Here is an 18,712-nt window from a genome sequence, read left to right on the forward strand (position 1 = left end):
CGCGCACCGGGGCGCGAAGGAGGGAACCCGCGATTGTGCCGCCCTGGGGCGGGATGCGGATAATTCGCGGTCTTTGAGGCCTTTCGTGCCTCATTTCCTGCCTTCATTCCTTGCCCGCCGTCCTTCGCCCGCGCCCCGGGCCCCTCGCCATGCGCCTGATTGCCACTGCCGCCGTTTTCTTCAAAGCCCAGGGAGTGCCGCCATGCGCCTGAGCGACCTGGGTGGCCTCGTCTATTCGACCGAATCCGGCCGCATGTGCCCCGGCTGCCGCCAGCCCGTGGCGCAGTGCGCCTGCCAGGCGGCCCGCGCGGTGCCGGCGGGCGATGGCACCGTGCGGGTCTCGCGCGAGACCAAAGGGCGGGGCGGCAAGGCGGTCACGGTGGTGAAGGGCGTGGCGCTCGACGAGGCGGCGCTGGCGCTGCTGGGCAAGCAGCTCAAGGCCGCGTGCGGCAGCGGCGGGACCGTGAAGGACGGCGTGATCGAGGTGCAGGGCGATCATGTCGAGCGCGTGATGGACGCGTTGCGGCAACGGGGCCACACCGTCAAGCGGGCCGGGGGCTGAGCCGCCATGGACCCGGAACAACTGCAGCGCCTGCTGACCGTCCAGATGCCCTACGGCAAGTACAAGGGCCACGCCATTGCGGACCTGCCGGGCAACTACCTGAACTGGTTCGCCCGCGAGGGCTTTCCGCGCGGCGATCTGGGCCGGCTGCTGGCCCTCATGCACGAGATCGACCACAACGGCCTGTCGGCCCTGCTGGAGCCGCTGCGCGCCCAGGCCGGGCAGGGCCCGGCGGCCCGGCGCTGAACCGCCGCCGCGCGCGCTCTCAGTGGCCGCCGGCCGGCATGTCGAAGGCCGGCAGGTGCCCGAAGCATTTGCGAAACAGCGCGCGGGCCACGCCGTGCGCGGCCTGCTGCAGCGAATGCGCCACCTCCGGCGCGAAGCGGCGCTCGGTGTGCTGCTGCCACAGCCCCACCCAGGCCGCGAAATGCGCCGGCGTCACGCCCTCCAGCGCGCCGTGCCGCGCGAGCACGTTGCGGCGGTAGCGCCGGCTGCCCAGCGCCACCGTGCTCCAGAAGTCCACCATGCGCGCCAGGTGCGGCTCCCAGCGGTCCTGCAGGGCCGCATCGAACACGGGGCCCAGCAGGACATCGGCGCGCACGTCGGCGTAGAAGCCGTGCACGAGGTCGGTGATGCCCGCCAGGTCCAGGGTGTGCCGGACGGGGGGGCTGAAGGGGCGCGGGTGAATCCATCGGGTCGGCGCGCATCGCTGCGCAGTGGTGAAGTCGGGGTGGTCGGGTGGTCGGGTGGGCCGGACAGAGCATGCCCGTTCCGGCATCAAGGGGTTTGACGCGCAGCAAGCGATGGTCCCGCCGTGCCGTTGCCCAGCCAGGCCCCCGCCGCCGCCATCACGCAGCGCGTGAGCCGCTCCAGCCCCGCCTGGGCCGACCGGGGCAGCGCCCAGTACAGGGGCACGTCCATCCCCGCCTGCGGCCGCAGCTCCACCAGCGTGCCATCGGCCAGTTGCCGTTCGATCAGCACGGTGGGGTGCATGCCCCAGCCCATGCCGACCTCGCAGCTGCGCAGAAACCCCTGGTTGGACGGCATGAAGTGGCGGGGCGGGTGGCGGCGCGAGGCCAGGCCCTGGCGCTGCAGCCACTGGTCCTGCAGGCGGTCGTTGCGGCCATAGACCATCATGGGCGCGAGCGCCGCGGTCTCGGGCGTCACGCCGCCGCCGAAGTGGCGCGCCACGAATTGCGGGCTGCCGACCGCCACGTAGTGCATGGCGCCCAGCGGCCAGGTGTTGCAGCCCGCGATGCTGCCCTCGCTGGCGGTGACGGCGGCGATCACCTCGCCTTCGCGGATGCGCTGCGCGGTGTGCTCCTGGTCGTCGATGCGGATGTCCAGCAGCTCGTTGCCGCCGGCCGTGAAATCCGCCATCGCGTCCATGAACCAGGTGGACAGCGAATCCGCGTTCACCGCCAGCTTGAGCGTGGGCGCGGCCGTGGGGCCGTCGGGTGCCAGGGCGGGGTTGGTGCGGCGCAGTTCGTTTTCCAGCAGGGCGACTTGGTCCAGGTGCAGGCACAGGCGTCGACCGGCCTCGGTGCCCGTGCAGGGCGTGCCGCGCTGCACCAGCACCTGGCCGGCGCGCTCTTCCAGCTGCTTGACCCGCTGGGACACGGCCGACGGGGTGACGTGCAGGCGCCGCGCGGCGCGCTCGAAGCTGCCTTCGCGCACCACCGCAGCGAGGGCTTCCAGACCAGCGTAGTCGAACATGGCGGGATGAAGTTTTGCTTCACAGTGTTAAGGCTTTTTAAGTGTACTTAAACCGGAGCGGTGGCCAGAATCGGCCGCATGTGGACCCCTTTCTTCCCCGCCGCGGGCGCGGCATCGACTTCCTGGCTGGCCGGCTTCACGGTCTGCCTTTCGCTCATCGTCTCCATCGGCGCGCAGAACGCCTATGTGCTGCGGCAGGCCGTGCAGGGCGAATGCGTGCGAGCCTGCGTGGCGCTGTGCGTCGTGTCGGACGCGCTGCTGATCGGGCTGGGCGTGGCGGGCGCGGCGGCGCTGCTCGGGCAATCGCCCGCCCTGGCGCAGGCCCTCACCCTGGGCGGCGCCGTGTTCCTGCTGGCCTATGGCCTCTTCGCCTGGTACCGCGCGTTCTGGTCGGGCGGCCAGGCCTTGAAGACGGGCGGGACCGACCGGGCGCAGCGCAGCGCCTGGGGCGTGGTGGGCACCCTCGCGCTCATCACCCTGGTCAACCCGCACGTGTACCTGGACACCATGGTGCTCATGGGCTCCATCGGCGCGCGGCAGGAAGGGGGGCTCAAATGGGTGTTCGTGGCCGGGGCGGCGTCGGCCAGCCTGCTGTGGTTCGTCCTGCTGGCGGTGGCCGGGCGCAGGCTCCAGGCGGTGTTCGCGCGGCCCATGGCCTGGCGGGTGCTGGACGGGCTCACGGGCTCGGTGATGCTGGCGCTGTCGGCCTGGGTCGCGGCCGGAGCGCTCCAGCCAGCGGCCTGATGACCGCCGCTGGGGCCTTCACGCAAAAGGGGGCGGTGACGACGGCTCGGCCGTCCTGCACCCGCCCCCTTCGGATTTTCAAGGCACCCGGGTCAGAACGCGGGCACCACGGCGCCCTGGTACTTGTCCTGGATGAACTTCTTCACTTCCGGCGTGTGCAGCGCCTTCACCAGCTTCTGGATGCGGGGGTCGTTGGCGCGGTCTGCGCGCGCGGCCACTAGGTTGGCGTAGGGCGAGTCGGCGCCTTCGATGAACAGCGCATCCTTGGTGGGGTTGAGCTTGGCCTCGATGGCGTAGTTGGTGTTGATGAGGGCCAGGTCCACGTCCTGCAGCGCGCGCGGCAGCAGGGCGGCTTCGAGTTCGCGGAATTTGAGCTTCTTGGGGTTCTTCACGATGTCGATCGGGGTGGCCGTGATGTTCTTGGGGTCCTTCAGCTCGATCAGGCCCTGCTTTTGCAGCAGGATCAGCGCGCGGCCAGCGTTGGACGGGTCGTTGGGGATGGCGACCAGGGCGCCTTCCTTGAGCTCGCTCACGGCCTTGATCTTCCGGGAGTAGGCGCCGAAGGGCTCCACGTGCACCTTGCCGTCGGGCACGGCGACGATGCTGCTCTTGCGGTCCTTGTTGTAGCTGTCCAGGTAGGGCTGGTGCTGGAAGAAGTTGGCGTCCAGCTGCTTGTCTTCCACCGCGGCATTGGGCTGGATGTAGTCGCTGAATTCCTTGACCTGCAGGTCCACGCCCTGGGCCTTGAGCTGCGGCTTCACGAAGTTCAGGATTTCCGCATGCGGCACCGCCGAGGCCGCGACCTTGAGCACATCGGCGGCATGCGCCGAGAAGGCCAGGGTGGCGACGGCCAGGGCGGACAGCGTTTTCTTCAGCATGGAGAGGGCTTTCATTTCAGTCGGTTGGATCGGTCGGCGGGCGCCCGAGCGCGCGCCGTGGGAAGACGCGAATGTAAAGACGGGCGCGGGAATGCGCCATTCTTTTATTTTCATATCGATATAACGATCGACCCTCTTATGTGACTCTATGGCTCGCCATTCGAATGAAAAGAGGCCGTTGCCCTAGTATCGTTTGGCCTGGTTGCTATTGAAAGAATAGCAATCGGGGTGGCGTGCCGATGGGCGCGCCAGGGCGTCAGCGCAGCACTTCCAGCAGGCGATCCAGCCCGCCTTCGTTGATGGCCACCTTGGCCTGGGCCCGCACCGCCGGCTTGGCGTGGTAGGCCACCGACAGGCCTGCGGCCCCCATCATGGGCAGGTCGTTGGCGCCGTCGCCCACGGCAATGGCCTGGCTGGGCGAAATGCCCAGCAGCGAGGCCACCTCCAGCAGCGTCCGGCGTTTCTCGGCGCCGTCGCAGATGTCCCCCCAGGCCTGGTCCACCATGCGGCCGGTGAGCACGCCGTCCTCGACCTCCAGCTGGTTCGATCGCGCGAGATCGATGCCCAGCCCGGCGCGGACCCGGTCGGCGAAGAACGTGAAACCGCCCGAGACCAGCAGCGTGGTCAAGCCCGCGGAGCGGGCCGCGGCCACCAGTTCCTTGGCGCCGGGGTTGAAGCGCAGCCGCTCGGCGAACACGTGTTCCAGGTGCTCGACGGTCACTCCGCGCAGCAGGGCCACGCGCTGGCGCAGGCTTTCCTTGTAGTCGGTGATCAGGCCCTGCATGGCGGCCTCGGTGATGGCGGCCACTTCGGCTTTGCGGCCCGCCGCGTCGGCGATCTCGTCCACGCACTCGATATTGATCAGGGTGGAGTCCATGTCGAATGCGATGAGCTTGAAGTCCGACAGGGACAGCGGGATGGAAAGGCCTTGGACGACAAGGCCGGGAGCGAATTCGGTGGCGGCACTCATGAATGGGGGGAGGAAAGATCCTGCGGCGAAGACAAAAGGAAGGGGGAGGGGCCTGCCCGGCGCGCAGCAGCGGCGTTCCGGGACACAGCGGGGATTATCCCCAGGTCGCCTGCCGCTGCCTGCCTCTGCCGGGATCGCTGCCGCTCCCGCCTCGTTGCTTCACTGGGGCGCCAGCCCGGCCGCCTTGACCAGTTCGGCGTGCAGTTTGATTTCCGCGGCGATGGTGTCCTGCAGTTGCTGGGTGGTGCCGGGCGCCACTTCCATGCCGCTGGCTGCCAGCCGGGCCTGGGTGTCGCCCGCCAAGGCGGCGTGGGCGGCGCTGCGCAGCCGGTCGATGACGGGCTGCGGCGTCCTGGCCGGTGCCAGCAGGCCGACCCAGGCCGACCCAGGCCGACAGTTCCACCTGCGGCACGCCGCTTTCCGCCATGGTGGGCACCTGCGGCAGCACCGCCGAACGCTGCGCGCTCATCACCGCCAGCGCCTGCAGCTTGCCCGACTGGATGTGGGGCAGCGCTTCGGGCAGCACGGCGAACATGAGGTCCACGTTGCCCGCCAGCGTGTCGTTGATGGCCGGGGCACCGCCCTTGTACGGCACGTGCAGCATGCTCGATTGCGTGCGGGTGCCGAACATCAGCGCCGCCAGGTGCTGCGGGCTGCCGTCGCCCGACGATGCGTAGGTCACCCGGCCCGGCGCGGCCCGGGCCGCCTGCAGCACGGCGGCCACGCTCGGAAACTTCTGCGCGTCCTTGGCCACCAGCACCATCGGCTGGTTCACCAGCTTGGTGATGGGCACGAAGTCGGCCTGCGGGTCATAGGGCAGGGTCTTGAAGATGCTCTTGTTGGTGGTCAGGAACGACGCGGGCGACACCATGATCGTGTAGCCGTCCGGCGCCGCGCGGGCCACCATGGGCGTGCCGATCTGGCCCGAGGCGCCCGCCTTGTTGTCCACCACGAACGGCTGGCCCAGTTCGGCCGCCATCTTCTGGCCCACCATGCGCGCGATCATGTCGGCGCTGCCGCCAGCGGGGAGCGCGACGATCACTTTCACCGGGTGGTCCGGGTAGGTGCCCTGGGCCAGCGCGGGCGCTGCCGTGGCCACGAGGCCGAGGGCGCAGAAAAATGCCGGGATCGGGCGTGCAACACGCATGGGCGGACTCCTTGGATCGGTTGGAACGAATGGCCGCCGGTGCCATCCCGGCGCGTTGCATCGTCCAAGCAATTCCTGCACCCGTTCGCGGTGTGCTGGCGCGTGCGCCAGCGATTGGCTTGTTGAATGCTATTTTTTTTGTAGCATCATGCCCTAGTACTTATTGCGCTCGAGGTCTTTTTTGCTCTGATCGTAAAAGGTTCGGCCAGGGGGCCGGCCACCCGGGCCGGAAGACCACCAGCACCGTACGCGGCATGCCGCTCGCCACGGCACCGCCGCAAGCCATCCGTCTAGGCGGGCGCGCCCTGCGCCAGCGGTTGCCCCAGGCTGCGCAGCACGTCGCGCACCATCTGCACCCGGTCCTTGGCCTCGGGCAGTTCGCGCTCGATGCGCAGCTTTTCGTTGCCCGCCAGCTTGATGTGCTTGTTCTTCTGGATCAGGTGGATGATGTTCATCGGATCGATCGGCGGCTGCGGCTTGAAGGTGATGTGGATCACGCCGGGCGCCGCATCCACCTTGACCACGCCATAGGGTTGGCTCATGCAGCGCAGGCGGTGCACGTCGATCAGGGTCTGCGCCTGCGGCGGCAGCTTGCCGAAGCGGTCCACGATCTCCTCCAGCAGGCTGTCGATCTGGTCGGTGGTCCTGGCGGTGGCGAGCTTCTTGTAGAACGACAGGCGCAGGTGCACGTCGCCGCAGTAGTCGCTCGGCAACAGCGCGGGCGCGTGCAGGTTGATGTCGGTGGTGACGGACAGCGGCGCCAGCAGGTCGGGCTCCTTGCCCGCCTTGAGCGAGCGCACGGCCTCCGACAGCATCTCGTTGTAGAGCTGGAACCCCACCTCCAGCATGTTGCCGCTCTGGTTCTCGCCCAGCACTTCGCCCGCGCCGCGGATCTCCAGGTCGTGCATGGCCAGGTAGAAGCCGCTGCCCAGCTCCTCCATCTGCTGGATGGCGTCGAGCCGCTGTGCGGCCTGCTTGGTCAGGCCCTCGATGTCCGGCACCATCAGGTAGGCATAGGCCTGGTGGTGGCTGCGGCCCACGCGGCCGCGCAGCTGGTGCAGCTGCGCCAGGCCGAACTTGTCGGCGCGACTCATGATGATGGTGTTGGCCGTGGGCACGTCGATGCCGGTCTCGATGATGGTCGAGCACAGCAGGATGTTGTAGCGCTGCGCCACGAAATCGCGCATGACCTTTTCCAGCTCGCGCTCGGGCATCTGGCCGTGGGCCACGGCGATGCGGGCCTCGGGCAATATCTCTTCCAGCTTCTGGCGCCGGTTCTCGATGGTCTCCACCTCGTTGTGCAGGAAGTAGCACTGCCCGCCGCGCTTCAGTTCGCGCAGCACGGCCTCGCGGATCACGCCCGTGCCCTCGTTGCGCACGAAGGTCTTGATGGCCAGGCGGCGCTGGGGCGCCGTGGCGATCACGGACAGGTCGCGCAGGCCCTCCAGCGCCATGCCCAGCGTGCGCGGGATGGGCGTGGCGGTGAGGGTCAGCACGTCCACCTCGGCGCGCAGCGCCTTCATCTGCTCCTTGTGGCGCACACCGAAGCGGTGCTCCTCGTCGATGATGAGCAGGCCCAGGTTGTGGAATTGGGTGGATTCGGAGAGCAGCTTGTGCGTGCCCACCACGATGTCCACCGTGCCGTCGCCGATGCCCTTGATGGCCGAGGTGATCTCCTTGCCCGAACGAAAGCGCGACACCTCGGCCACCTTCACCGGCCACTTGCCGAAGCGGTCCATCAGCGTCTGGTAGTGCTGCTCGGCCAGCAGCGTGGTGGGTGCGAGGAACGCCACCTGTTTGCCGCCCGTGACGGCCACGAAGGCCGCGCGCAGGGCCACCTCGGTCTTGCCGAAGCCCACGTCGCCGCAGACCAGGCGGTCCATGGGGCGGGGCGAGATCATGTCCTGGATGACCGCGTGGATGGCCGCGTTCTGGTCGGCCGTTTCCTCGAAGCCGAAGTCGTTGGCGAACTGCTCGTAGTCCTGTGGCGAGTAGCGGAAGGCGTGGCCTTCGCGCGCCGCGCGGCGGGCGTAGATGTTGAGCAGCTCGGCCGCGGAGTCGCGCACCTGCTCGGCCGCCTTGCGCTTGGCCTTCTCCCACTGGCCGCTGCCCAGCTTGTGCAGCGGCGCCTCGTCGGCGCTCACGCCGGTGTAGCGGCTGATGAGCTGCAGCTGGCTGACCGGCACGTACAGCACCGCCTTGTCGGCGTATTCGAGGTGCAAAAACTCTTGCAGCGCGGGCGTGCCATCGGGGTTCTTCTGGCCCACGTCCATGTTGATGAGCCCGTGGTAGCGGCCGATGCCGTGCGCGCTGTGCACCACCGGGTCGCCCACGTTGAGCTCGGACAGGTCCTTGATCAGCGCCTCGACATCGCTCACCTGCTCCTGCTTCTTGCGCCGCCGCGTGGTGGCGCCAGCGGCGAACAGCTCGGTCTCGGTCACGAAGTCGATGCCGTCGCCGAGCCAGCTGAAGCCCGTCGTGACGGCGGCCGTGGCAATGCCCACCTTTTCCTCGGCATGGCCCTGGAACTCGGCCAGCGAGTCGAAGGCCGGCGGGCTCAACTGAGAGGCGCGCAGGAAATCGAGCAGGCTCTCGCGCCGCCCGGCGCTTTCCGCCAGCAGCAGCACGCGGTGCGGGGTGTTGCGGATGTGGGCGTGCAGGCGCGCCAGGGGGTCTTCGGCACCGCGCGCCACCGACAGGTCGCCCAGCTTCTGGAAATGGGCGTTGTCGGCGATGTCCTCCACGCCCGGGCGCAAGGCGAGCTGCGCGTGCGCGTTGGCCCGGGTGTAGAACTGCTCGGTGGTGAGGAACAGCGCTTCCGGCGGCAGGGCCGGGCGGTCCGGGTCGCCCTGGATCAGGCGATAGCGGTCCTTGGTGTCCTGCCAGAACCGCTGGAAGGCCGGCTCCAGATCGCCGTGCAGCACCACGGTGGCCTCGGCGCCGAGGTAGTCGAACACGGTCGCCGTCTCGTCGAAGAAGAGCGGCAGGTAGTACTCGATGCCCGCGGTGGCCACGCCGTTGCCCATGTCCTTGTAGATGCGGCTCTTGGTCGGGTCGCCCTCCAGCATCTCGCGCCAGCGGCTGCGGAATTTGGCCCGCGCGTCGTCGTCCATCGGGAATTCGCGGCCCGGCAGCAGGCGCACCTCCGGCACGGGGTACAGGCTGCGCTGGCTGTCCGGATCGAACGTGCGGATGCTGTCGATCTCATCGTCGAACAGGTCCACGCGGTAGGGCACCAGCGAGCCCATCGGAAAGAGGTCGATCAGCCCGCCGCGCACCGCGTACTCGCCCGGGCTCACCACCTGCGACACGTGAGAGTAGCCCGCCAGCGTGAGCTGCGCCTTGAACTTCGCCTCGTCCAGCTTCTGCTTGACCTTGAAGTGGAAGGTGTAGCCCGCGAGAAAGGAGGGCGGCGCCACCCGGTACAGCGCCGTGGTGGCCGGCACCAGCACCACGTCCGCTTCGCCCTGGCTGATGCGCCACAGCGTGGCCAGACGCTCGCTGATCAGGTCCTGGTGCGGGGAGAACGTGTCGTAGGGCAGCGTCTCCCAGTCGGGGAACAGCGCGCAGCGCAGCTCGGGGGCGAAGAACGCCATCTCGTCGATGAGGCGCCGCGCATCGGTGGCGTCGGCCGTCACGATGGCGGTGGTGCGCCGCGCGGTCTTCTCTCGCTCGCCCAGGCGCGCCAGCAGCAGGGCATCGGCGCTGCCCACCGGGCGTGGCAGGGTGAAACGTTTTCCGGGGATGAGTTTGGGGAGGTCCATGCGGGTGGCGGTGCGTCGGGCCCGGGACACCGGCCCCGGGGGCGCGGTGTGCGCGGCGGTCGGGCGGTGCGGGCGAGTGGCAATTCTAGGCGGCGTGCCCTCGGCGCACGTTGTCAGATGGGGACGCCCGGCCCTCCTACAATGGCCGCCCCATGACCGATCTGCTCCCGCACCTTTCGCCGCCACCGCTCTCCGGCCAGGGGCGTTTCTGGGCCCTGGTGCCGTGTGCCGGCGTGGGCGCCCGTGCGGTGGCGCAGCCTTCGGGGCTGGACCGGGGCGCGCCAGGCCAGGTGCCGGTGCTGCCCAAGCAGTACCAGCCGGTGGCCGGGCATCCCATGGTGCTGCACACCCTGGCCGCGTTCGCCGGCGTGGGCCGGCTGCTGGGCACGCTGGTGGCCGTGGCCCCGGGCGATGCGTTTTTCGACGGCCAGCCGCAGCCCACCTTCTTCGTGGCCCCCTGCGGGGGCGCCACGCGCGCGGCGACGGTGCTGGGCGGCCTGCGCGTGCTGCAAGAGCGCGGCGCGCTGCCCGAAGATTGGGTGCTGGTGCACGATGCGGCCCGCTGCCTGGTCACCACGGCGCAGATCGACGCATTGATCGACGCCTGCGCCGACGACGCCGTGGGCGGGCTGCTGGCCCACAAGCTGGCCGACACGCTCAAGACCGCGATCGACGGCCCGGGCGGCGTGCGCGTGTGCTCCACGGTGGACCGCACCGACAAATGGCTCGCCCAGACGCCCCAGATGTTCCGCCTCGGGCCGCTGCGGCAGGCGCTGGAGCACCTGGGCCCGGCGGCCACCGACGAAGCGAGCGCCATGGAGGCCATGGGCTTGCACCCCCGGCTGGTGCCGGGCGGCGCGCAGAACTTCAAGGTGACCTACCCGGCCGACTTCGCGCTGGCCGAAGCGGTGCTGGCGCAGCGCATGCATGCCGCCACCCTGGACCGCTTCGGCGGCGCCCGGGGCGAAGCCTCGGCCGTGCCGGGCAAGACCATTTTTTAGGCGCGCGCAGCGCCTGCAGGAACGCGAACGATGAACATCCGAATCGGCGAAGGCTGGGACGTGCATGCGCTGGTGCCGGGGCGCCGCCTCGTCATCGGCGGTGTGGACGTGCCGCACACCATGGGCCTGCTCGGCCATTCCGATGCCGACGTGCTGCTGCACGCCATCACCGACGCGCTATTGGGCGCCGCCGCGCTGGGGGACATCGGCAGCCACTTCCCGGACACCGACCCCACGTTCAAAGGCGCGGATTCCGTGGCGCTGCTGGTGGAGGCCGCGCGGCGTGTGCGCGCGCAGGGTTACGAGATCGGCAACATCGACAGCACGGTGATCGCGCAGGCGCCGCGCTTGGCCGCCCACATCCCCGCGATGCGGGCCCGCATCGCGCAGGCGCTGTCGCTGCAGGAGGGTCAGGTCAACGTCAAGGCCAAGACCGCCGAGCGGCTCGGTCCGGTGGGGCAGGGCCTCGCCATGGAGGCCCGGGCCGCGACGCTGCTGTTCGTCAAGCCTTCGCCGGCTTAGGGCGGCGCGGGGGCAGGTTGCGCTTGATCTGCGGGCGCTGCAGGCGCTGCTTGGGGTCCTTGCCGCCGGGCAGGTCGGTCGCCCGCTGCAGCTGGATGTGGGCCACCAGCCCGCCCGATCCCGAATTGGCCAGGGCGAAGATGCCTCCCATGCGCTGCACCGTCTTGTCCACGATGGACAGACCCAGGCCCGCGCCGGCGGCCGCCGTGCGGGCCGAATTGCCGCGGAAGAACGGCTTGGTCAGGTTGGCCAGCTGCTCCGGCGGCACGCCCGGGCCATGGTCGCGCACCTTGATCAGCACCCACTTCTCGCGCCCCTTGGCTGCGATGTCCACGGTGGCCGTACCGCTGTCGTGCGTCTTGCCGTAGCGGCGGGCATTCTCGAGCAGGTTGGAGATCACGCGCGCCAGTTCGACCTCGTCGGCCAGCACGTTCAGGTCCTCGGGCACGTTCATCGAGATCTGCAGTTCGCGGTGGTCCTGCACGGCGTACACGCACGACGACACCACGCCATGCAGGTTGACCGGGTTCAGGGTCACGTTGTCGGGGCGGGCGTAGTCGAGGAACTTGTCGATGGTGGCGTCGAGCTGCACGATGTCGGCCACCATGTGTTCGCGGGCCACGTTGTCCGACACGCTCATTTCGGTTTCCAGCCGCAGGCGGGCCAGGGGCGTGCGCAAATCGTGCGAAATGCCCGCCAGCATCACCGCACGGTCCTGCTCCAGCTTGGCGAGCTTTTGCGCCATGCGGTTGAAGCCGATGTTCACCTCGCGGATTTCGCTGGTCACGGCTTCTTCGTCGAGCTGGCTGGCGGCGAAGTCGCCGTCGCGCACGCGGTTGGCGGCATACGACAGCTGCTTGAGCGGCCGGTTGATCAGGCGCGCGATGGCCGCGGCACCCGCCAGCGACAGGGCCGCGGCGGTGATGAGCCAGATCATCCACGTCTTGCCCCCGGCCGCGCTCAAGCGGGACCGGTCCATCAGCAGCCAGTTGGGGTCGCCGTTGATGGTGAAGCCCACCCACAGGCCGCTTTCGCCATTGACGTTGCTTGCCACGATGGTGCCCGGCCCGAGGCGGGTGGTCAGCTCTTCGGTCAGGCGCATGCCCAGGGCCGATGCGTCCAGCAGGTCGAAGCGGTCGGACGGCTCGCGCGGCAGGATGCGAACGCCTTCCTGGTCGGCCATGGTCTTGATCAGCGAGACGCGCGCGATCGCATCGGCATGCACCAGTGCCGCGCGGCTCAGGTTCACCAGCGAGGCGATCTGCTGCGCCGTCTGCAGCGTGCGCGGCTCGAACTCCAGCGCGCGCAGCGTCTGCAGCCAGGCCAGGATGCTGCCCACCAGCAACAGCGCGAGCAGGAAGAACGTGCGCCAGAAAAGGTTCAGCCCCACCCGTGCGCGCTGCGCCCGCAGATACACGGGGGCCTCCAGGGGGGCGGGGCTGGTGGCGTCGGACGACGCTGCTTCGTAGTTGGCGCTCATGTCGTGAGAATCATCGGGAAATTGCCGGAGGGCAGAGGGCGCCACGGCGAAAACGCGGCCCTCGGCAAAGGGGAGATCAGCTCGTTCCGTCCGGCACGAACACGTAGCCCACGCCCCAGACGGTCTGGATGTAGCGGGGCGCTGCAGCGTCCACCTCGACCAGCTTGCGCAGGCGGGAGACCTGCACGTCCAGGCTGCGGTCGAACGGTTCGAACTCGCGGCCACGTGCCAGCAGGGCCAGCTTTTCCCGCGACAGCGGCTGCCGTGGGTGGCGGACCAGCGCCTTCAGCATGGCGAACTCGCCGGTGGTGAGCGGCAGCTCTTCGCCGCTGCGCTGCAGTGCGCGCGTGCCCAGATCGAAGGTGAAAGGACCGAAGGTGACGACCTCGTTGTCGCCCGACGGGGCGCCCGGCGCCTCTTGCGGCGGCCGGCGGCGCAGCACCGCGTGGATGCGGGCCAGCAGTTCGCGGGGGTTGAACGGCTTGCCCAGGTAATCGTCGGCGCCCACTTCTAGGCCCACGATGCGGTCCACGTCCTCGCCCTTGGCGGTGAGCATGATGATGGGAGTGCGATCGTTGGCGGCGCGAAGGCGGCGGCAGATCGAGAGGCCGTCCTCGCCGGGCATCATCAGGTCCAGCACGATGAGGTCCACGGTTTCGCGCAGCAGAATGCGGTTGAGGGCCTTGCCATCTTCCGCAACCATGACTTCGAAGCCCTCTTGCGTGAGATAGCGCCGCAGCAAATCGCGAATGCGGGCGTCGTCATCCACCACGAGAATCTTGTCGGTACGGTTGGTTGTTGAGGCCATTTGTTTCCCAAGTCCTATTTGTAACAGAGCCGATTCTGACCACCTTGAACCCCGAAGTTCGGCTTTTTGCCAGATACCTGACCAACTGTTACAAGTTTTGCCCCACCACGCACAGACGCTATCGGGCCTTTACCGCCGATTGATCCGGACCGGTTAACGTAGCGTTTCAAGGGTGTCCGATGCACCCGCCCACTTTCTCTTTACAAGGATTTCGATCATGAAAATTGCTACCAAAGTAATAGCTGCAGGTGCTCTTCTGGTGTGCGCTGGCGCCGCTTTCTCCCAAAACGCCGTGATGCCGCCACCGCAGAACGTGCTGCAGCTGTCTGCGACCGGCACCGTGGATGTCCAGCAGGACCTGCTGGTGCTCACGCTGGCCACCAGCAAGGAAGGCGCCGACGCGGCCACGGTGCAGACCCAGCTCAAGCAAGCGCTGGACTCCGCGCTGGCGGAAGCCAAGCGTTCTGCCCAGCCGGACCAGATGGATGTGCGCACCGGCGCGTTCGGCATGTACCCGCGCTATGGCAAGGAGGGCAAGATCAACGGCTGGCAGGGCCGGGCCGAGCTGATCCTGCAGGGCCGTGATTTCTCGCGCATCACCACCACCGCCGGCAAGATCCAGTCCATGCCGATCAGCCAGATCGCCTTCGACCTGTCGCGCGAGGCCCGCGAGAAGGTGGAAGGCGAGGCGCAGACCAAGGCCATCGAGCAATTCAAGGCCCGTGCGAATGAACTGGCGCGGGGCTTCGGCTTCAGCGGCTACACGCTGCGCGAGGTGGCGGTGAACAGCAACGAGATGATCCCCGGCCCACGCCCACGCATGATGGCCATGGAAGCCAAGATGTCGTCGATGTCCGCCGATGCGCCCGTACCGGTGGAGGCGGGCAAGGCGCAGGTGGTGGTGAACGTCTCCGGCGCCGTGCAACTGCGCTGAGGGGTTGGCGGGCTGACGCCCGAGCCGGACCGTCTCCTGCCCTGGATGCCAGGGCAGGGGCGGCGACGATCGGGCGGTTAAGGCTTTTCGTTCTTACTGGGCGGCCCAGCCGCCGTCCATGTTCCAGGCTACGCCGCGGACATTGTTGGCCGCCGGCGAGCAGAAGAACACCGCCAGTTCGCCCAGCTCTTCGGGCGTGGTGAACTGCAGCGAGGGTTCCTTTTCGCTCAGCAACTGCTTCTTGGCGTCTTCGTTCGACAGGCCCTGGTCGGCCGCCTTGGCATCGACCTGTTTCTGAACCAGCGGCGTGAGCACCCAGCCGGGGCAGATCGCATTGCAGGTCACGCCCGTGGTGGCGGTTTCCAACGCGGTGACCTTCGTCAGACCCACGAGGCCGTGCTTGGCTGCCACATAGGCCGCCTTCTGGGCCGAAGCCACCAGCCCGTGCACCGAGGCGATGTTGATGATGCGGCCCCAGTTGGCCGCCTTCATCGGAGGCAGGGCCAGGCGCGAAGTGTGGAAGGCGCTGGTCAGGTTGATCGCCAGGATGGCATCCCACTTCTCGACGGGAAAGTCCTCGACGTTCGCCACGTGCTGAATGCCTGCGTTGTTGACCAGGATGTCCACGCGCCCGAACTGGCTGGCGCTGTACTTCATCATGTCCTCGATGTCCGCAGCGCGACTCATGTCGGCGCCGTGGTAGGCCACCTGCGCGCCATGGCTTTCGCCGGCCGCCAGCACTTCGGCACGGGGGCCGTCCACATCGCCGAAACCATTGAGGACGACGTTGGCGCCCTGGCGCGCGAGCGCCTTGGCGATGCCCAGTCCGATGCCGCTCGTGGAGCCGGTGACGAGGGCGGTTTTGCCTTGAAGCATGTGAGTCTCTCCGAATGAATTAGGATGAACGCAACCATTATCGAGCGCCCCCGCGACGAATTCGTTCCCATGACCGAGCCTACGCTGAATTACGTGAATTGCCCTGGAATCGCTGCCAAGGAGGGCTCGGCGGACGGTGCAGCCGCCAGCCATCGCATGGCGTATTGGGAATGGAACGCGACGGGCCAGCCGGACCATCCGCATGTGGTGGTCTGCGTGCATGGCCTGTCGCGCCAGGGGCGCGATTTCGATGTGCTCGCCCGCCGTCTGTCCCGTCATGCCCGTGTGATCTGTCCCGATGTGGCCGGCCGCGGCCGCAGCGACTGGCTCGCCGATCCCTTGGCCTATCAGGTGCCGGTCTATGCCGCCGACATGCTGGCACTGCTGGCCGACGTGCATGGCCGCGCTCCCATCCAGCAGCTGGACTGGGTGGGCACCAGCATGGGTGGCCTGATCGGCATGGCGTTGCTCGGCCAGCCAGGGTTGCCGCTTCCCGTGCCGGTGCGCCGGCTGGTCCTGAATGATGTAGGGCCGGTGATCGAATGGAGTGCGCTCCAGCGCATCGGTCAGTACCTCGGGCGGCCCGCCCATTTCGAAACGGAGCAGCAGGCAGCCGATGCCCTGTGGACGATCTCCTCCAGCTTCGGCCCCCATACGCCGGCGCAGTGGCTGGGGTTGTCGAGCGCCATGCTCCGGCCTGCGCCCGAGGGCGGGTTCGTGCTGCACTACGACCCGGCCATCGCCCAGCCGTTTCGCGCGATGACGCAGGAGGCCGCCGTTGCGGGCGAGGCGCAGCTGTGGCAGCTGTACGACCGGATCGCCGCACGCACGCTGCTGCTGCGCGGCGCGCAATCGGATCTGCTCTCGCGCTCGACGGCGCAAGCCATGTCGCAACGCGGGCCCCGGGCCCAGGTGGTGGAGTGGAACGGGGTGGGGCACGCCCCGACGCTGGTGGCGGACGAACAGGTGGATGCGGTCGAGGCGTTCCTCTTCGATTCCAGCGAAAGAAGAGGTGGGCTGTGAAGAGCCTGGCCACCGCACCTCCCGCCACGCTGGGTCAGGGAGGCGCGGGGAGCGCGTCGCCCCGGTCCGATGCCGTGCCGCAGCTCATCGCTGCCACGGCGCTGTCGCTGCCCGAGCAGGCGGGCGCGTTGGCGCGTGCCCGGGCCTTTGCGGAGCCGCTGCTGTCCAGCGAGACGCTGGAGACCGGTGAGAACACCTTCGCGCACGCCGAAGCCGTCGCCTCCATCCTCAAGAACATCGGTGGGTCGGAAGCCATGCAGGCGGCCAGCTATCTGGTGCATGCCTGCTCGCACCTGAACAAGCCCGAGGAGGTCATTGCCAAGGCCTTCGGGCAGAACTTCGCCGCGCTGGCCGTGGAGACCACCAAGCTCATGCGCGTGCAGCAGCAGGCACGCGAAGCCCAGATCGCCGGACACCCGGTGGACGACCCCGCCACGCAGACCGAGAACGTGCGCAAGATGCTGCTCGCGTTCTCCCGGGACCTGCGCGTCGTGATGCTGCGGCTGGCCTCGCGCCTGCAAACCCTGCGCTTCTATGCCGCCACCAAACGCGCCGTGTCGCCCGGCATCGCGCGCGAGGCCCTGCAGGTGTTCGCGCCGCTGGCCAACCGGCTCGGCATCTGGCAGATGAAATGGGAGCTGGAAGACTTGTCCTTCCGGTTCCTGGAGCCGGAGACCTACAAGCAGGTGGCCCGCCTGCTGGACGAAAAGCGGGCCGAGCGCGAGGTGTACATGGAGCAGCTTCGCGGCCGGCTGGAGTCCGAACTGCGAGCCCGCAGCATCAGCGCCAGTGTGCAGGGCCGGCCCAAGCACATCTACAGCATCGTCAAGAAGATGCGCGGCAAGTCGCTCGACTTCGAGCATGTGTTCGACATCCGGGCGCTGCGGGTGGTGGTGCCGTCGGTGAAGGATTGCTACGCCGCACTGTCCTGGGTGCACGAGCATTTCAAGCCCATCGACGCCGAGTTCGACGACTACATCGCCAAGCCCAAGCCCAACGGCTACCAGTCGCTGCACACCGTCGTGCGCGACGAGACGGGCAAGGCCATCGAAATCCAGATCCGCACCCAGGCCATGAACGACCACGCCGAGCATGGCGTGGCCGCGCACTGGGCCTACAAGGAGGCGGGCACCAAAGGCTATGCGGGTGTTTCGGCCTCCGGCGAATACGACGCCAAGATCGCGGTGCTGCGCCAGTTGCTGGCCTGGGAGCGGGACATGGCGGGCACCGTGCAGCACGGGGGGCTGTTCGAGGATCGCATCTACGTACTCACGCCGGACGCGGCCGTGGTGGAGCTGCCGCAGGGCGCCACCCCGGTCGATTTCGCCTATGCGGTGCACACCAGTGTCGGCCACCGTTGCCGAGGCGCACGCGTCGACGGTGCCATGGTGCCGCTCAACACGCCGCTGCAGAACGGGCAGACCGTGGAGATCACCACCGTCAAGGAAGGCCGCCCGTCTCGCGATTGGCTCAATGCCGAACTGGGCTACCTCACCAGCCACCGCGCCCGCGCCAAGGTGCGCGCGTGGTTCAACGCCCAGGCCACGCATGAAACCACGGCGCGGGGCCGCGAGGCGGTGGAAAAGCTGCTGCAGCGCGAGGGCAAGACCGCCATCAAGCTCGACGATCTTGCCGTGCAGCTGGGCTTCAAGACGGCGGACGCCTTGTTCGAAGTGGTGGGCAAGGACGAGTTCTCGCTGCGCACCATCGAGACGCTGCTGCGCCCGCCCGAGCCCGTGCTGCAGCCGGACGATTACCTGCTTCTCAAGAAGACGCGCACCTCCGAGACCGCGCCCAAGGGCGGGGTGCTGGTGGTTGGCATCGATTCGCTGATGACCCAGCTGGCCAAGTGCTGCAAGCCTGCGCCGCCCGACAGCATCCGGGGCTTCGTCACGCGTGGCAAAGGGGTGAGCGTGCACCGCGCCGACTGCAGCAATTTTCGCGAGATGGCGGCGCGCAGTGCCGAACGCGTCATCGAAGTGGAGTGGGGGCAATCCAAGGCGTCCGCCGGTGCCGGCCCGTCGGTCTATCCGGTGGATGTGTCGGTCGAGGCTGCAGACCGGCAAGGCCTACTGCGCGACATTTCCGAGGTCTTCGCCAGGGAGAAGACCAACGTGATCGGCGTTCAGACGCAGTCTGTGAAAGGCACGGCCTGGATGACGTTCACGGTGGAGGTGGCCGACTCCGGACGGCTCAACAAAGTGCTCGGCATCGTGGCTACAGTGCAAGGCGTGCGCTCTGCACGGCGCCGTTGAAAGAAAGCGCGCGAAGTTGCCTAGAACGCGTA

General features: G+C 68.3%; 17 protein-coding genes. 8 read left to right on the top strand and 9 right to left on the bottom strand.

Annotated elements, in window-relative coordinates; translation table 11 throughout:
• Positions 1-202: 202 nt before the first annotated feature.
• Entirely contained in the window at positions 203-562 is a 360-nt protein-coding gene (locus tag AVAK2825_RS13385; protein WP_272548263.1) for a translation initiation factor Sui1, read from the top strand.
• 6 nt (positions 563-568) lie between these two features.
• Positions 569-808 (top strand): DUF3820 family protein, encoded by a 240-nt coding sequence (locus tag AVAK2825_RS13390; RefSeq protein WP_272564103.1) that lies wholly within the window; start codon positions 569-571, stop codon positions 806-808.
• A gap of 19 nt (positions 809-827) precedes the next feature.
• Here AVAK2825_RS13390 and AVAK2825_RS13395 read toward each other — a convergent pair whose 3' ends face one another.
• Together AVAK2825_RS13395 and AVAK2825_RS13400 are read right to left on the bottom strand one after the other, a co-directional pair.
• Entirely contained in the window at positions 828-1,340 is a 513-nt protein-coding gene (locus AVAK2825_RS13395) for a group III truncated hemoglobin (RefSeq protein WP_284399375.1), read from the bottom strand.
• Complete coding sequence (locus tag AVAK2825_RS13400) at positions 1,340-2,278, bottom strand: HTH-type transcriptional regulator ArgP (protein WP_284399377.1); 939 nt, start codon at positions 2,276-2,278, stop codon at positions 1,340-1,342. The genes AVAK2825_RS13395 and AVAK2825_RS13400 overlap by 1 nt, the downstream gene beginning before the upstream one ends.
• A 78-nt stretch (positions 2,279-2,356) precedes the next feature.
• On the opposite strand from AVAK2825_RS13400, the gene AVAK2825_RS13405 reads away from it, so the two are divergent.
• Positions 2,357-3,022, top strand: coding sequence for a LysE/ArgO family amino acid transporter (locus AVAK2825_RS13405; RefSeq protein WP_284399380.1), 666 nt, complete (start codon positions 2,357-2,359; stop codon positions 3,020-3,022).
• A gap of 92 nt (positions 3,023-3,114) precedes the next feature.
• On the opposite strand, the gene AVAK2825_RS13410 is transcribed toward AVAK2825_RS13405, so the two are convergent.
• The 4 genes from AVAK2825_RS13410 to mfd form a co-directional block, all read right to left on the bottom strand.
• The gene (locus AVAK2825_RS13410; RefSeq protein ID WP_284399383.1) at positions 3,115-3,900 is read right to left on the bottom strand and encodes a MetQ/NlpA family ABC transporter substrate-binding protein; all 786 of its coding nucleotides are present in this window, start codon (positions 3,898-3,900) and stop codon (positions 3,115-3,117) included.
• Positions 3,901-4,156: 256 nt separating this feature from the next.
• The gene (gene serB / locus AVAK2825_RS13415; RefSeq protein ID WP_284399385.1) at positions 4,157-4,870 is read right to left on the bottom strand and encodes a phosphoserine phosphatase SerB; all 714 of its coding nucleotides are present in this window, start codon (positions 4,868-4,870) and stop codon (positions 4,157-4,159) included.
• Positions 4,871-4,964: 94 nt separating this feature from the next.
• The gene (locus tag AVAK2825_RS13425; protein ID WP_502870535.1) at positions 4,965-6,017 is read right to left on the bottom strand and encodes a Bug family tripartite tricarboxylate transporter substrate binding protein; all 1,053 of its coding nucleotides are present in this window, start codon (positions 6,015-6,017) and stop codon (positions 4,965-4,967) included.
• A 290-nt stretch (positions 6,018-6,307) separates the two neighbouring features.
• Positions 6,308-9,781 (bottom strand): transcription-repair coupling factor, encoded by a 3,474-nt coding sequence (gene mfd / locus AVAK2825_RS13430; RefSeq protein WP_284399387.1) that lies wholly within the window; start codon positions 9,779-9,781, stop codon positions 6,308-6,310.
• A 152-nt stretch (positions 9,782-9,933) separates the two neighbouring features.
• On the opposite strand from mfd, the gene AVAK2825_RS13435 reads away from it, so the two are divergent.
• Together AVAK2825_RS13435 and ispF are read left to right on the top strand one after the other, a co-directional pair.
• Positions 9,934-10,782 carry an IspD/TarI family cytidylyltransferase gene (locus AVAK2825_RS13435; protein WP_284399390.1) on the top strand — a complete coding sequence of 283 codons (849 nt, stop codon included), beginning with the start codon at positions 9,934-9,936 and terminating at the stop codon, positions 10,780-10,782.
• 30 nt (positions 10,783-10,812) lie between these two features.
• Positions 10,813-11,304, top strand: a complete 492-nt coding sequence (gene ispF, locus AVAK2825_RS13440; protein ID WP_284399393.1) for a 2-C-methyl-D-erythritol 2,4-cyclodiphosphate synthase — start codon at positions 10,813-10,815, stop codon at positions 11,302-11,304.
• Here the strand turns inward: ispF and AVAK2825_RS13445 are convergent.
• Both AVAK2825_RS13445 and ompR read right to left on the bottom strand, forming a co-directional pair.
• Positions 11,285-12,784 (bottom strand): sensor histidine kinase family protein, encoded by a 1,500-nt coding sequence (locus tag AVAK2825_RS13445; RefSeq protein ID WP_272564092.1) that lies wholly within the window; start codon positions 12,782-12,784, stop codon positions 11,285-11,287. The genes ispF and AVAK2825_RS13445 overlap by 20 nt on opposite strands.
• Before the next feature lie 76 nt (positions 12,785-12,860).
• Positions 12,861-13,592, bottom strand: a complete 732-nt coding sequence (gene ompR, locus AVAK2825_RS13450; RefSeq protein ID WP_272564091.1) for an osmolarity response regulator transcription factor OmpR — start codon at positions 13,590-13,592, stop codon at positions 12,861-12,863.
• 217 nt (positions 13,593-13,809) lie between these two features.
• On the opposite strand from ompR, the gene AVAK2825_RS13455 reads away from it, so the two are divergent.
• Complete coding sequence (locus AVAK2825_RS13455) at positions 13,810-14,526, top strand: SIMPL domain-containing protein (RefSeq protein WP_284399410.1); 717 nt, start codon at positions 13,810-13,812, stop codon at positions 14,524-14,526.
• A 93-nt stretch (positions 14,527-14,619) separates the two neighbouring features.
• Here the strand turns inward: AVAK2825_RS13455 and AVAK2825_RS13460 are convergent, their stop codons facing one another.
• Positions 14,620-15,402, bottom strand: a complete 783-nt coding sequence (locus AVAK2825_RS13460; protein ID WP_284399412.1) for a 3-hydroxybutyrate dehydrogenase — start codon at positions 15,400-15,402, stop codon at positions 14,620-14,622.
• Positions 15,403-15,471: 69 nt separating this feature from the next.
• On the opposite strand from AVAK2825_RS13460, the gene AVAK2825_RS13465 reads away from it, so the two are divergent.
• Both AVAK2825_RS13465 and AVAK2825_RS13470 read left to right on the top strand, forming a co-directional pair.
• Positions 15,472-16,425, top strand: a complete 954-nt coding sequence (locus tag AVAK2825_RS13465) for an alpha/beta fold hydrolase (protein WP_284399569.1) — start codon at positions 15,472-15,474, stop codon at positions 16,423-16,425.
• Between the two features lie 5 nt (positions 16,426-16,430).
• Positions 16,431-18,680 (top strand): RelA/SpoT family protein, encoded by a 2,250-nt coding sequence (locus tag AVAK2825_RS13470; RefSeq protein WP_502870538.1) that lies wholly within the window; start codon positions 16,431-16,433, stop codon positions 18,678-18,680.
• Positions 18,681-18,712: the final 32 nt, after the last annotated feature.

The sequence above is a fragment of the Acidovorax sp. SUPP2825 genome (assembly GCF_030158995.1).
Taxonomy (GTDB): Bacteria; Pseudomonadota; Gammaproteobacteria; order Burkholderiales; family Burkholderiaceae_C; genus Paracidovorax.

What these genes read in the sequence shown, in the direction of transcription:
- AVAK2825_RS13390 (WP_272564103.1), top strand. Translation starts at nt 569, where the DNA reads ATGGACCCGGAACAACTGCAGCGCCTGCTGACCGTCCAGATGCCCTAC.
- AVAK2825_RS13435 (WP_284399390.1), top strand. Translation starts at nt 9,934, where the DNA reads ATGACCGATCTGCTCCCGCACCTTTCGCCGCCACCGCTCTCCGGCCAG.
- AVAK2825_RS13455 (WP_284399410.1), top strand. Translation starts at nt 13,810, where the DNA reads ATGAAAATTGCTACCAAAGTAATAGCTGCAGGTGCTCTTCTGGTGTGC.
- AVAK2825_RS13405 (WP_284399380.1), top strand. Translation starts at nt 2,357, where the DNA reads ATGTGGACCCCTTTCTTCCCCGCCGCGGGCGCGGCATCGACTTCCTGG.
- AVAK2825_RS13425 (WP_502870535.1), bottom strand. Translation starts at nt 6,017, where the DNA reads ATGCGTGTTGCACGCCCGATCCCGGCATTTTTCTGCGCCCTCGGCCTC.
- mfd (WP_284399387.1), bottom strand. Translation starts at nt 9,781, where the DNA reads ATGGACCTCCCCAAACTCATCCCCGGAAAACGTTTCACCCTGCCACGC.
- AVAK2825_RS13465 (WP_284399569.1), top strand. Translation starts at nt 15,472, where the DNA reads ATGACCGAGCCTACGCTGAATTACGTGAATTGCCCTGGAATCGCTGCC.
- ompR (WP_272564091.1), bottom strand. Translation starts at nt 13,592, where the DNA reads ATGGCCTCAACAACCAACCGTACCGACAAGATTCTCGTGGTGGATGAC.
- AVAK2825_RS13410 (WP_284399383.1), bottom strand. Translation starts at nt 3,900, where the DNA reads ATGCTGAAGAAAACGCTGTCCGCCCTGGCCGTCGCCACCCTGGCCTTC.
- AVAK2825_RS13460 (WP_284399412.1), bottom strand. Translation starts at nt 15,402, where the DNA reads ATGCTTCAAGGCAAAACCGCCCTCGTCACCGGCTCCACGAGCGGCATC.
- AVAK2825_RS13445 (WP_272564092.1), bottom strand. Translation starts at nt 12,784, where the DNA reads ATGAGCGCCAACTACGAAGCAGCGTCGTCCGACGCCACCAGCCCCGCC.
- AVAK2825_RS13395 (WP_284399375.1), bottom strand. Translation starts at nt 1,340, where the DNA reads ATGCCGGAACGGGCATGCTCTGTCCGGCCCACCCGACCACCCGACCAC.
- AVAK2825_RS13385 (WP_272548263.1), top strand. Translation starts at nt 203, where the DNA reads ATGCGCCTGAGCGACCTGGGTGGCCTCGTCTATTCGACCGAATCCGGC.
- AVAK2825_RS13400 (WP_284399377.1), bottom strand. Translation starts at nt 2,278, where the DNA reads ATGTTCGACTACGCTGGTCTGGAAGCCCTCGCTGCGGTGGTGCGCGAA.
- ispF (WP_284399393.1), top strand. Translation starts at nt 10,813, where the DNA reads ATGAACATCCGAATCGGCGAAGGCTGGGACGTGCATGCGCTGGTGCCG.
- serB (WP_284399385.1), bottom strand. Translation starts at nt 4,870, where the DNA reads ATGAGTGCCGCCACCGAATTCGCTCCCGGCCTTGTCGTCCAAGGCCTT.